The 13422-nt window shown below is 41.7% G+C and carries 10 protein-coding genes and 5 pseudogenes; 14 read left to right on the top strand and 1 reads right to left on the bottom strand.

Annotation, left to right across the window (positions count from 1 at the left end; all coding sequences use genetic code 11):
* Positions 1–4: 4 nt before the first annotated feature.
* A complete protein-coding gene (locus tag AC5590_RS19815) occupies positions 5–724 on the top strand; it encodes a PIG-L deacetylase family protein (RefSeq protein WP_169265189.1) in 720 nt (239 codons plus the stop codon).
* A complete protein-coding gene (locus AC5590_RS19820; RefSeq protein ID WP_169265190.1) occupies positions 721–1818 on the top strand; it encodes a glycosyltransferase family 4 protein in 1098 nt (365 codons plus the stop codon). Before AC5590_RS19815 ends, AC5590_RS19820 begins: the two co-directional genes overlap by 4 nt.
* Before the next feature lie 56 nt (positions 1819–1874).
* Here AC5590_RS19820 and AC5590_RS19825 read toward each other — a convergent pair whose 3' ends face one another.
* The gene (locus AC5590_RS19825) at positions 1875–2108 is read right to left on the bottom strand and encodes an NAD-dependent epimerase/dehydratase family protein (RefSeq protein WP_211178448.1); all 234 of its coding nucleotides are present in this window, start codon (positions 2106–2108) and stop codon (positions 1875–1877) included.
* Between the two features lie 225 nt (positions 2109–2333).
* Here AC5590_RS19825 and AC5590_RS19830 point away from each other — a divergent pair, with 225 nt between their 5' ends.
* The 12 genes and pseudogenes from AC5590_RS19830 (at position 2334) to AC5590_RS19885 (ending at position 13273) form a co-directional block, all read left to right on the top strand.
* Positions 2334–3779 (top strand): MATE family efflux transporter, encoded by a 1446-nt coding sequence (locus AC5590_RS19830; protein ID WP_169265191.1) that lies wholly within the window; start codon positions 2334–2336, stop codon positions 3777–3779.
* 115 nt (positions 3780–3894) lie between these two features.
* Positions 3895–5529, top strand: coding sequence for an alpha-D-glucose phosphate-specific phosphoglucomutase (locus AC5590_RS19835; protein ID WP_169265192.1), 1635 nt, complete (start codon positions 3895–3897; stop codon positions 5527–5529).
* Between the two features lie 140 nt (positions 5530–5669).
* Positions 5670–6010, top strand: a pseudogene (locus tag AC5590_RS19840) (IS4 family transposase); the annotation flags it as partial.
* A gap of 71 nt (positions 6011–6081) precedes the next feature.
* Positions 6082–6528: pseudogene (locus tag AC5590_RS19845) on the top strand (molybdopterin dinucleotide binding domain-containing protein); the annotation flags it as partial.
* Between the two features lie 37 nt (positions 6529–6565).
* Positions 6566–6835 (top strand): annotated as a pseudogene (locus AC5590_RS19850) (nitric oxide synthase oxygenase).
* A gap of 291 nt (positions 6836–7126) precedes the next feature.
* Positions 7127–8041 (top strand): bestrophin family protein, encoded by a 915-nt coding sequence (locus AC5590_RS19855; RefSeq protein WP_169265193.1) that lies wholly within the window; start codon positions 7127–7129, stop codon positions 8039–8041.
* Between the two features lie 188 nt (positions 8042–8229).
* Positions 8230–8920, top strand: a pseudogene (locus AC5590_RS19860) (molybdopterin oxidoreductase family protein); the annotation flags it as partial.
* A 407-nt stretch (positions 8921–9327) separates the two neighbouring features.
* Positions 9328–9783, top strand: a complete 456-nt coding sequence (locus AC5590_RS19865; RefSeq protein WP_169265216.1) for a phosphate-starvation-inducible PsiE family protein — start codon at positions 9328–9330, stop codon at positions 9781–9783.
* 19 nt (positions 9784–9802) lie between these two features.
* Positions 9803–10255: a nitrate reductase associated protein gene (locus AC5590_RS19870; RefSeq protein WP_169265194.1), complete on the top strand. Its 453-nt coding sequence runs from the start codon at positions 9803–9805 to the stop codon at positions 10253–10255.
* Positions 10256–10458: 203 nt separating this feature from the next.
* Positions 10459–11058 (top strand): DJ-1/PfpI family protein, encoded by a 600-nt coding sequence (locus AC5590_RS19875; RefSeq protein ID WP_169265195.1) that lies wholly within the window; start codon positions 10459–10461, stop codon positions 11056–11058.
* 63 nt (positions 11059–11121) lie between these two features.
* Positions 11122–11437 (top strand): annotated as a pseudogene (locus AC5590_RS19880) (zinc ribbon domain-containing protein); the annotation flags it as partial.
* Between the two features lie 435 nt (positions 11438–11872).
* Positions 11873–13273 carry a PrsW family glutamic-type intramembrane protease gene (locus tag AC5590_RS19885; RefSeq protein WP_169265196.1) on the top strand — a complete coding sequence of 467 codons (1401 nt, stop codon included), beginning with the start codon at positions 11873–11875 and terminating at the stop codon, positions 13271–13273.
* Positions 13274–13422 lie beyond the last annotated feature (149 nt).

Raw genomic sequence — 13422 nt, forward strand, 5'->3', positions numbered from 1 at the left:
AACAATGAATTTACTCCTTTCCGCCCATGCCGATGATATTGCCTATTCCCTTGGCGGTGCCTTGCTAAAGGGATATATCAGTCAAACTACAGCTACTTTAATCACCGTGTTTCAGCGCGGTTTATATGTCCCCTACGCTCGACCAGAAGCTTCGGTAGAGGAAGCCAGTGCCATTCGGAATACTGAGGATCTTGCCTACGCCGCCAAAGTTGGCCTCAAGCACAAGGGGTTGGGGTTAGGGGATGTTACTCTGCGGGGATACCCAGATTTGGACTCCATTTTCACAGTGACAGATTACCGCCAAGACCCAGGTGCAGTGGAGAGTATCGAGACAATCCAGTCATTCTTAAATGAGCAAACAGAAATGACGCACCTCTGGGTACCTTTGGCGATCTGCAATCATATCGATCATGTATTGCTACTGAAGGCGGTTCTTGGATGGAAGGCAAAACCCGAACTGGAAGTGATTTTTTATGAAGATATTCCCTATGCGGGCTTTGAGGAGCTAGACAGTATTGAAACCTGGGTACAGCAAGTCATTGGCTCGGCAGAAGCAGAAATTATCGATATCAGCGAACAGTTCGAGGAAAAACTGAAAAATTTGGAAATTTATGCTTCCCAGGTTAGCCAAGATGACATCGAGTTGGTAAAACTGCATGCCCGACGCATCGTACCGGGTTTGGCAGTGGAACGTGTGTGGCGCAAAAAAAGGTTAGGAGAATGAAAGTCGCGATCGCAACTCAGTGGTTAACACATATGGGAGGTTCTGAAGTCCTAACAGTAGCGACTGCTTTGTCTCTAGCACTCCTGGGACATCAGGTACAGGTCATCGTTGCCGAAGGGACGATTCATCCCAAATTTGAGCGTCAATTAGATCAACAAGGAGTGAAGCTAGTTTCTTTAGCGGTCTATAATAATATAACAGATAAAGTTGCTGCTCTAACACAGCTGCTGCGACAACAGCAACCCACTCTGGTCCACTTTATTCCCCTCGAATCCTTAGCTTGTGAGTGGATAGCAACGGAAACGGTTCGAACAATTCCTGTGGTAGTCACAGAAACGACTAACGCTTCCCCTTCCGTTTGGTGGATTGGCGATCGCGAGCACTATGCTTTTAAAGCAGCCGATGGAGTAATCGCTATGTCCCATCAAGCTGCGGCGAACATTCAGCGCTATAGGAAAACAGAGCAACTTTTACAAGTCATACCACCGTCCTTGCCTCCTATAGATAATATGTGGGATCCACCTTTGATGGAAATAACGGATACTGCCCTCAATAATATTGGTTGCGTCAGCCGACTGTCTGAAGAGAAGGGGCTAGAATTTCTTCTAGCTGCTATGACTATGATTGATAGAAAAGCTAGGAAAATAACGCTGCACATATTTGGTGAGGGACAAGAGCGTTATCGAGTTGAATCTCTAATTCGGGCTTTCGATTTAAATGATGCGGTTGTGCTGCACGGATATGTCGAGGACATATATGTAGCTATAAAAAGCTGTGCACTTTTTGTTCTTCCTTCTTTAGTCGAAGGGTTGCCTCTGTCTTTAATTGAAATTATTGCTTCGGGACGACCTTTCATTGCTACAAATGTGGGAGGTATCCCAGAACTGGTTGATGGTGAAGACTGGGCTGATTTAGTGCCTGTAGGAGATTCAAGAGCACTAGCAGAAGCTATTGAGCGGCGGATGGGAAATCCAACACAGGCGTGTAGCAGTGGGAGACTGGCTCGTGCTGCTTATGAGCGTTGCTGGCATTCCAGACTACGGGCAGAAGAACTCATTCAATTTTATCAACAGGTCTTATTTAGACAAGTTTAACTGGTGTAGAGTACCACATTAACCCTCTTTAATGTCTCAGATGCTAGCAATAACACCTACACAGCATATGAAACAAAGGTCAGATCACACTTTGGTTCTAGATTTCCGAGAGTAATTTTTTCAACTTTGGCGATCGCCTGAGTCAACACCGTTGGAATGGTAGCACGGGCAGATTGACGAGGTCCATAGGTGTTGAATGGGCGGAGGGTTACGGCAGGTGAACTATCGCTACAGAAATAAAATTCAGCTAGCTTATTTGCAACTATCTTGCTCGTGACTAATAATAACACTACTTAGTAACTCTTCTACTGAATTGTTACAAACTTAATTAAAATTAAAATAGTTTACAATAAATAATTAAAATTAAAATAGTTTACAATAAAATTTTTATCTCAATTCCAACAGTTGCCCTAAATGAGAGTTGCGATTATTTAACCGATGCTCTAGATGTAGTACTTTACCAAATTCCAAACTTTTTTAAACTTTTTTTGAAGGAAAATACTTCTGTTACTGAAATGCAGATAGCTTCAACTCAATTTAAGTCAGAGCTTTTATCAGAAGCTCTAAAAAGTCTACGACTGATAGTTCCCTTAGTAATTACTCAAATATCTGATACTGCCATCAATGCCATTGATGTAGTAATGATGGGCTTACTTGGTGCTCAAAGTTTGGCAGGTGGTGCTCTAGGCGCAATTGCTTTTTCTACCTCAGTATATGTTGTGTATGGAATTTGCTCTGGAGTAGGAGCAATGGCAGCTAAGGCTTTTGGTGCGAGCAAGACAGACCAAATAGATCGCGTCACTTGTCATGGACTATGGCTAGCAGGTGCAATATCTATACCTGTGATGCTCTTAATTTGGCATTGCGACTCGCTGTTGCTCTTATCGGGTCAAGAACGCAGCAATGTTCTGCTAGCACAAACCTATTCACGAGCGCTGGTTTGGGGTTTTCCTGCTGCCATTGGTGTTCTCATACTAAAAGACGTTGCTTCTGCTGTCAATCACCCCCGATTTATCGCAGCTATAACAATATTTGGGATGTTTTTAAATATACCACTTAACTATGTAATGATGTTTGGTAAATTCGGTTTTCCTCACCTTGGTTTAGCTGGGATTGGCTGGGCAAGTAGCATCGTTTTTTGGGTAAACTTCTCGATAGCATTTGCTTTGTTTTCTTTCCACCCGAATTTTAAGGATTACAAGTTTTTTGATCATTTGTATCAATTTGACAAGTCTATTTTCGTAACAATCTTCCAAACTGGATGGTCTATGGGGATTCACTTTGGAGCGGAAATAGCACTATTAAATGTTACAGTTTGGCTCATGGGGTATCTTGGAACGGAAGTGTTAACGGCTCATCAAATTGCGATCCAGACAGTAGAAATCTTTATGGCGATTCCAGCAGCCATTACCAGTGCTACTACAGCGAGAGTAGGACAAAGGCTGGGTGAGAAAGATTTGTTTGGTGTAAAAAGAGCGGCATCTATCGGTATTACTTTTGGTGCGGTGTTTTCGTTCGTTGTTGCACTAATTTGTTGGCTTTTTCCTGACCACCTTGTGGCAATTTATTTGGACATCAATAACGTAGACAATACTGAAGCCATTAAGATTGCAATATCTTTTCTCAAATTGGCAGCGCTCTACCAAATTGCTTATGGTATTCAAATGATCGCTGTTGGGGCGTTGCTAGGGTTACAGGATACTAGGATACCTATGTTGATAAACCTTTTGACTTTTTGGGGTATTGGCTTGGGTGGAGGCTATTTTATGGGACTCAATTTGGTTTGGGGAGGTATCGGTCTATGGTGGGGTTTAATTCTAGGTCCCGCAATCTCCGCAGTAATTTTAGTTTGGCGTTTTTATTCTGTAATTTCTCAAAAACTTGCCAACTGTAGTAATGAGGACCGCGATCACGTCATTAGTAGTCAACCTTTAGACGACATTCAAGCGTCTATTAGTTGAGAATGATCAACGAACTCATTTGAGTGGCTCTTTATCTTTAGAACCACTGATAGGTAAGCTTACTTGTTTTATTTTCAGCATCAAATGTCAATTCCAAACTAATTATTTTTTTTACATGAATATTCGTACCGTTTCCACAAGCCCTTTTGCCGATCAAAAACCTGGTACTTCTGGATTACGCAAATCTACTGCTGTATTTCAGCAACCCAATTACTTAGAGAATTTTATTCAATCAATCTTCGAGAGTATCAAAGATTGCCAGGGGCAGACCCTAGTACTGGGTGGCGATGGTCGCTATTACAATCGTCAAGCCACACAAATCGTCCTGAAAATGGCTGCGGCCAATAAATTTGGGCGAATTAAAGTCGGTCATCGCGGTATCTTGTCTACTCCTGCAACCTCCTGCATCATTCGCAAGTATAACGCCTTGGCTGGCATTATTTTGTCTGCCAGTCATAATCCAGGCGGGTTCCTTGGTGATTTCGGAGTGAAATACAACGTCAGCAATGGTGGACCAGCACCCGAAAAAGTAACACAAGCAATCTACGCCTACAGCAAAACAATTAACTACTACAAGATCCTAGATGCACCAGATATCGATTTAGACACTTTGGGAGAGTCTCGTTTGGGAAATACGGTAGTTGAAGTCATTGATCCCGTATATGATTACGAAAAATTAATGGAAACTTTGTTTGATTTTGATTGTATTCATCAACTTCTAACTAAATCTGGGTTTCGGATGTGTTTTGATGCCCTACACGCTGTTACAGGTCCTTATGCCCATTCCATTTTTGAGCACCGTTTAGGAGCATCTATGGGAACAGTGCGTAATGGTACGCCTTTGGAGGATTTTGGTGGTGGGCATCCCGATCCGAATCTCGTCTACGCACGTGACTTGGTGGAGATTCTTTACGGCAAAGACGCTCCTGATTTTGGGGCGGCTTCTGATGGGGATGGAGATCGCAACATGATCCTAGGTCGCAATTTTTTTGTCAGCCCCAGCGATAGTTTAGCGGTATTAGCAGCTAATGCAAAGCTGGTTTACGGTTATAAGTCAGGATTAGCAGGAATAGCACGATCAGTAGCTACTAGCACTGCTGTAGATAAAGTAGCAGCAAAGTTGGGAATTGATTGTTATGAAACCCCCACAGGTTGGAAATTCTTTAGCAATCTCCTTGACGCAGGTCTAGTCACACTCTGCGGCGAAGAGAGCTTCAGTACTGGCTCTAACCACATCCGAGAAAAAGACGGGATCTGGGCAGTGCTGTTTTGGCTAAATATTTTAGCAGTGCGGCAACAATCCGTTGAGCAAATTGTTCAAGAATACTGGCAACTGTATGGTCGGAATTATCACTTACGGTATGACTATGAAGGAGTAGATCCGGAACGAGCCGCAACACTCATGAACAAGTTGCAAACTTCAATGGCAAGTTTAAAAGGAAAACGATTCGGTCCCCATGAAGTAATATACTGTGATGATTTCAGCTATACTGATCCAGTAGATGGTAGCGTCAGTACGCATAAAGGTATCCGAATTATTTTCGATGATGAATCTAGAATTGTGTTTCGCCTTTCTGGTACAGCGACATATGCGGCAACCATAAGGATTTTTTTAGAAACTTACGAACCCAAGGTTGCTAAACAGAATCAGCAGCCACAGCAAGCACTTGCTAGCCTGCTTGCTATTGCTAATGAAATTGCCCAACTTAGTATACTCACAGGGATGGAAAAACCCACGCTGATTATCTGATTTCGGCACATTGTCCAATTGCTTTCGACTTATGTGTACACGCTGAAGGGGAGACAAGCAACCCAAAGCCTGTGTACTGTATTAAGTTGAGCGAATTATGGTAAAAAAGATCGACCAATATTGTCAATAAGATATATCTATTGAAACCGTTACCTAAATTATACCAGAAGCATCTACAAAGTTTACTTTCACAGTCCGAATTAATATTTCTGACGCTGGTGATTAAAGTAGTACAAAACATCAAAGCTGTGAAACTAGAGAAAATATCAGAGTCGTTACCATTATTCATTCAATGCTAGTCAAGACGGAAGAAATTACAAAGGTTCCTATCATTAGCAATATTGAATATAGAAGAATTGTGGTTTCCCATAATTGAAAAATGGTTAGCTCAAACTTTTTTCGGAAATCAGCGAATATATTTAGCAATCGATAGAACGAAATCGATAGAACGAATTGGAAAAGAAAAAATCTACTAATGATTCACCCGTGACAAGTTAAGAAAATTGCACATTTGTCAAGTGGGTGCAAAAAAAGGGGACAGATTTAGCTTGGGGACTGGCAGAACCACCAGATCCGAATTATCCTTTTGTCTTGACAACTGGGCGACTTTATGGTCATTGGCATACCCAAACTCGTACTGGTCGGATTGAAAAGATTTGCCAAATGCATCCTGAACCGTTTGTTGAGATTCATCCCCGTGATGCTGCAAAGTTGGGGATTACAGATAGTCAGTGGGTGGAAGTGCGATCGCGTCGGGGAAAAGCTAGGTTTCCGGCAAAAGTTACGAAGGCGATCGCCCCTGGTACAGTGTTTGTCCCTATGCATTGGGGTGCGCTTTGGGCAGAGAATGCTGAAGCTAACGCCCTGACTCATCCAGAATCTTGTCCCGATTCACTACAACCAGAATTAAAAGCTTGTGCGGTACAGCTAGTGCCTGTGGCTGCTGAATCGGTTGTTACCGATAAGACCACTAGAGTTCGAGCCGAGATCGGTGCATAGTTCGTGCCACTTCGCGCAAAAAGCTTACTAAGTATACATTCACTCATACAAAAAATATGGTGTCAGGATACTCGATCACCACGCCTTAACCGCTTCCTTTATGCTGTTTGTAGATAATGAACAATAGTGTGGTCGTCATGTTTATGGCGATCGCATTTGGCTGATTCCACCAATATCAGCTTCCACGACTCCGGTGTATACCGTAGAGTTTGAAAATCGTCTTCTCAAACCAAATTATTTCTATCAACGTGATCCCTGGCAAACAGAATCTGCTGCTACTAAGTGTCCATTTCGTCATCAGGCTTAATACCCTTTCACAAAAATCCTGATACATTTGACTCCCCCTACTCCCCCACTTACCCGCTATGTTCTAACTTTAAAGTGAAACGGTATAAGCACCCCTCGCCCCTAAGTTTTCATGCGTAAGTCCTAAATATTTTGTGTGTGGGTGCGTTCGTTATGAGCTATGACAAGAATTGGTTTAAATTAGTCCTGAGTTTCAGAGGTTCTGTTATTTGGGATATTAAGTATTAGGTGTGGGATAATAGCGTTTGAGACATGGTTATCGCTAAATAGCAGCTTGAGGATAGATCCGTTGATGGGAAAAATATCAAAAACTACTGCCAGAAAATTATGGCTTAGAGAAATATTTAGATATCAAGGTTCTGTTATTCCAGGGATTTTACAACGTTGTCTTTTCTGTGCTGCATTTGGCATTATAATTTCCTTTCTTTACTTCAATAAATTGCCTGTTTTTCAACCCATTTTAGGCAGTGTAATTCCCAGTATTGTTTTAGCTTTATTGCTAGTATTTCGTACTAATACAGCTTATGAGCGATTTTGGGAAGGAAGAAAACTTTGGGGTAGTACAGTTAACACTATCCGCAATTTAGCTTGGCAAATTTGGGTTGCAGTTGACGAAGTTGAACCTGGAGATCGAGAGCGTAAAATTAACACATTACGTTTATTGTCGGCGTTTGCGATTTCAAAAAAGCGATTTCTTCGTTATGAACCAGCTAGTGAGGAGTTAAAACCTTGGGTTTCGCCCTCTCAATACAAGGTTTTGCAAAATATTCAAAATATGCCGTTAGAAATCACTCGTTGGTTAGGAGATTACTTGCAGCAGGAATACAAGCGAGGTGTTTTAACTAATTATCAATTGGCTACTATTCACACTTTAATGAATGACTTGATGGATAATCTAGGCGGCTGCGAACGCATTTTGAAAACACCAATCCCCACAGCCTACGTCATTCATCTGAATCAACTGGTACTCATCTACTGCTTAATTCTGCCTTTTCAGTTTGTCAAAGATTTAGGTTGGTGGACAGGTCTATTTGTAGGAATAGTCAGTTTTGCTTTGTTTGGGATTGAGGAAATTGGAGTGGAAATAGAAAATCCCTTCGGTTACGATTATAACGATTTACCACTAGATAAAATTTGTCAAAGCATTCAGAATAATCTTGAAGAATTCATAGCTTCTCAAACAAACCAAGACAGCATGGAAGCGTAACCGTTCACAGGAGTAGAAACGCTACTGTAAGAAATAGGCAGCTTTGGTCCTTTTTTACGCTAGAAAAATTCTGCTTAAGGGAGAACCTTAAAATAATATGAGTTCTGAAAAAATTGGTTGAAATTAGTTCGGAGTTTGCGTGACTGAATCTACTAAAACTCTGTGTCCATAATGTTTTCGCTCACTGGTCAGCCTTCACCATCTACCAAGACGCTTACTATCCAACAGAAACCGCTGCTTACGTTCACGTCCTCTTTCGAGCTGCACAGTGGAGTGAGAAAACTGGCGTGATGACCAATTCTGAACGCATGGTCACGCTGTGTGCAGCATTCTGCCGACCGCCTAGTGAAGCAAAAGCAGATTGGGAAATTTTGGCAGGAGTTGGTCGCAGGTTGGGTTACCACAAGGAGTTAGGCTTTGCTAATTGTGCTGAAGTTTATGCTGAATTTGTCAAACTCACTGGCGATCGCCCGAACCGTTTGTTGAGATTCATCCCCGTGATGCTGCACGGTTGGGGATTATAGATAACCAATGGGTGGGAGTGCGATCGCGTCGGGGGAAAGCTAGGTTTGGGGCAAAAGTTACGAAGGCGATCGCCCCTGAAGAGTTTTTGTCCCTATGCATTGGGGTGCAGTTTGGGCAGATAATGCTGAAGCTAACGCTCTCACCCACCCTGAATCTTGCCCCGATTCACTCCAACCAGAATTAAAAGCTTGTGCAGTAGAGCTAGTGGCGATTCATGTTGATATCGAATTGGGTAACTTTCAACAAACACAGGGGTGTAAGGGTGTAGGGAAGCAGCTCTCAAAGGGGCTTAGGCTTGGTCAGTCGGACTCTCACATCTTGCATCTGAACAATTTAATATTTTTTAAGCACTAAGTATTAAGCCTGAAATACCTGATTTACTAAAAATATCCGCATCATCCAATGTATCTTTTTTTGTGCTTTTTTAGTAAAGCATGGTTTACACGTATAGGTACAAGATATTAGTATTATGCATTGAAAGAATCGTTATCAACTGTCACCCTAAGAATGCTAAGCTGCTATACATACACCACAGTATGTTTAGCGATAAAAACAATTCGTCAATAGTTAATAGTGTTTAAAATTCTTGACTATTGTTTCTTGATGGTCTCTTAGCTTTAGCTATGCAAAAGAAAAAAGTGCCATTTCAACACAAAGGACAAATCGACAAACCATCCTTTTTCCATCCTATAGATTTATCTTGGTGGTTTTTCTTTTTTCTTTTTACTATTGACTTTTTACTTTCTAGGGGAGCGCTGCAGATGCGAAAGCTATTCAAGCAAATTGCAGAAAATCTCAAAGATCATAGGTTTATGCACTCTATTGAAAATATAGAGGTGGTAGTATCTAAGTTGCTATCTCTTTTTATGGTGATAGTGATTGTAGCAGCAATTATTGATCTAGGAATTTTTTTGGTACAAGAACTATTTACGACACCTCACGGAAAGTTTAACACAATATTATTTGCAATATTTGGTTTATTCCTTAATATATTAATTGCTTTAGAAATCTTAGAAAATATCACGGGTTATCTAAAGAAGCACGTCTTGCAAGTAGAATTAGTTATTGTGACTTCCTTAATTGCTATTGCTCGTAAAATTATTATTCTTGACTTAAGGAAAGTAACAGGTATTGATATTATCGGTTTAGGTATTGCTATTCTTGCTTTATCAATCAGTTATTTAATTATTCGATTCAGTAACAAACAAAATAATTAAAGCAGAGCTAAATATTATTATGTCAGAGTTTTTTGAGTTTGAAGCAGATTTTGTTGATTCACTGCGTTGTATTCCTATGCAGGTGCGTCAAAAACTTGATATTTGTGGCATCAAGTTAAAGTTATCTGATTGGAGTCATTTGACGAAAGCTGATCGTGAAGCTTTGGTTGAATTACCTTGCTCTACAGAACCTGAAATTAAAACATATAAGGAATATCTCCAGAGCCTGATTTTAGAACGTATTGGCACACCAGTTGCGGAGTTACCAATAGAACCACATCCCGCATGGTTAGATGCTAAAAGTGTACCAACAAACCTCCAAGAGAAAGCGAGAGAATGTGGCGTCACGCTTTCTCCTCAACAGTGGGCAGAATTAACTTCATTACAACGTTTTGCTTTGATTAAACTTAGCCGTCCTGGACATGAAAATCCAAATTTTCCCAAAGCTTTGAAGGAGTTTCATTTAGTTTGAAGAGTCATTATTCATTAGTAACGCATCTGAGGAATTCAGAATTTTTTAAAATATGTTAAAATTTTTAAAGTTAAACTGTTTCAGTTGGACATGAAGGTAAAAAGAATTATATCTTTGAAAAAAATCTAATCTAGCAGCACTCAAAAAAGCAAAAATCAATTAATATTAACTCATAAATTAATGATTAATCAGTAAAAAATCAAATGACTACTAAAAAAATTTTGATGCTCCTAGGAGACTATGTCGAAGACTACGAGGTAATGGTTCCCTTCCAAGCTTTGCAGATGGTGGGACATACCGTTCATGCTGGTTGTCCAGACAAAAAAGCTGGAGAAAAAGTTAGGACTGCTGTCCACGATTTTGAAGGTGACCAAACTTACAGTGAAAAACCCGGTCACAATTTTACTCTTAATGCTTCTTTTGCAGAAGTAAAAGCTGAAAACTATGATGCATTGGTTATTCCTGGAGGACGTGCACCTGAATATATCCGCCTCAATCGCATGGTACTAGAAATTACGCGCCATTTTGCCCAAGCAAACAAGCCCATTGCTGCCATTTGTCACGGCTTGCAGTTGTTGGCTGCTGCTGATGTCCTACAAGGCAAAAACTGCACTGCTTACCCTGCTTGTAGCACGGAGGTGTGGCGTGCTGGTGGTACTTACGTGGATGTTCCAGCTAATGAGGTTGTCATTGATGGTAATTTAGTCACAGCACCAGCTTGGCCTGCTCATCCCCGTTGGTTAGCAGAATTTCTCAAAATACTGGGTACTAGGATTGAGCATCTGGAAATGGCTGCTGTTTAGCTAGCACTTAAAGCCATTTAGGTATGAGCCTTTAACTTCTTCGTCGTAAGTCCCGCACTATAAGGTATAAGGTTGGTTGAGATAGATAGATGGTTTCCCTGTTCTAAGCTCTGCTCTAATTGTTTCTATCAAGTTGGTGATATGCCGTTAGACGTGAGGGATTGGACTTGCCCTCATTGTGGTATTCACCATGACCGGGATGGAAACGCAGCTATCAATATTAGAACACAAGGAATCAGAATGCTAAAGGCGGAAGGTTCAGCCGTCTGGTGCTGTAGGAGGGGAAGTAAGACCAAAAATGGGACGAAAGTCTCATTTGAGGCATTCGCCTATGAGTACAGAAGCCCACACCGTATCCGACAGGGTCGGTGTTGGGTAGTTCACGTAGCGCTCTTAATCCTCCGGGGAGAACCTCCAGTTCCGCTTCGCTTAAGATCTCTGGGCGTGCACTTTGCGCATACGTCAGTCGCCTGGCTGCCCTTGAAAACGCCACATGCGACAGATTGCACCGAAGCCCCTTCTAAGGTGTTAACAGTCAAGCGTTTAGAGTTCCCGTTCGGCTGATCCTCTAGGCGTTGCTTGTTCCCTGTGTTTTTTCGGAGGTATAGTGGTAAAAACTATAAATATGTCAATTGTCAACGGTAAAAATGACCAATGTTGTGTCAAAATCTATGTTTATTTTGATTTTTTTAATTTCTCATTGATAAGCAGTGACTGAAGCTATAGTGGATTTAGCAATTTTGCTGTTGTGGCTAGGGTTAAGTCCTATTGCCCAATTATTTTAAGAAATACTTTAGAAACACCCTGCAACTCAATGACAGGTAAAAATGCAAGACAGAATGCAATTCTGCGGCAAGTGTCTGGTATTGGAACTTCTTTTGGATCGGAAACTTGTTACTCGCTGCTTCCCAGTCAAGAGGTAGTTATTGGACGTGATCCCAGCTGCCAAGTTGTGTTAGAGGCCATGTCATATCGCATGGTATCTCGTCGCCATGCAGCTGTTCGTCCTCTGACTTCATCTGCAGATGCTCAAGCTAGTTGGTTAATCTGTGATTTGGCTAGTGCCAATGGCACGTACTTAAATGGACAACGATTGCAGGGTTGTCAGCAATTGATGAACGGAGATAGCATTACTCTGGGTCATGATGGTCCAGAATTTGTTTTTGAGTACGAACAAAACCACGAACAAGCCACTGCGATCGCCCCACCAGCAGCAATACCACTTACTCCAGCAAATAGTTATCCAACACCAACCTCGGCGCATTATCGACCTCCCTCAAAAACACCAGATGCGCTTAGCTTCACTCAGCTGTTTCCGATTATTTCTACTGGCAAAGATTTAACTCGTAAAGCTTACCTGATACCGGGAGTTCTCACAGTTATCTTCGTGGTACTTATGTTTGCCACCGTAGGTCAACCACAAGCCAACCAAGTCATAGTCGCAATTTATATAGCCTCAGCAGCTTACTACTTTATTTATCAGTTGTGTGGTAAACCAAAGCCTTGGTGGGTGCTGTGTGCATCGGCATTGACGACGGCAGTGATTTTACTGACTCCCGTTTTGGATTTGTTTATCTTTGTGTTTCGCGGTCTGTTGCCTGGTAGTTTGCCCTCAGAACAGGAGTCCATTACTTTAACAGAGTTGCTGGTGCGAATGTTTTTTGGCGCTGGCTTAATGGAGGAATTACTCAAGGCAATACCTTTGCTGATAGCGTTTATGATTGCTAAGGTAGTCCCGTCACCGTGGAGGGAACGCATCGGTATCACGGAACCTCTTGATGGTATTCTACTGGGAACAGCTTCTGCTGTGGGTTTTACCCTATTGGAAACTTTAGGACAGTATGTGCCTAATATAACTCAAAGTGTCTCAGCACAGTATGGAGCAGGAGCTGGTAATTTGGCAGGTTTGCAACTGGTGATTCCACGAATTCTCGGTTCTGTTGCCGGGCATATGGCTTACAGTGGATATTTTGGCTATTTTTTCGGTTTGGCTGTACTCAAACCCTCTAAAAGTTGGCAAATTTTGCCAGTTGGTTATCTGACAGCAGCGGGATTACACGCTTTGTGGAATACAACGGGAATTTTTAACGGTTTGCTGTTGGTGATTGTTGGGGTTTTGTCTTACGCCTTTTTAATGGCAGCTATTCTCAAAGCTAGGGTGCTTTCACCAACGCGATCGCAAAACTTCGCTACCCGTTTTCTTGGACGTAAGTAATGAGTGCAACAAGATGATCACGGAGATGGCGGATGATTGATTGATAGTTGACTCTTGTGTCTATTATCGACTACTGTTGCTGCACCCATCTAATACTTTGTACTTTTATATACATTGGCTTGATTGGGAACTCACTACCAACATATTAA

The organism is Brasilonema octagenarum UFV-OR1 (genome assembly GCF_963888615.1).
GTDB lineage: Bacteria > Cyanobacteriota > Cyanobacteriia > Cyanobacteriales > Nostocaceae > Brasilonema > Brasilonema sennae.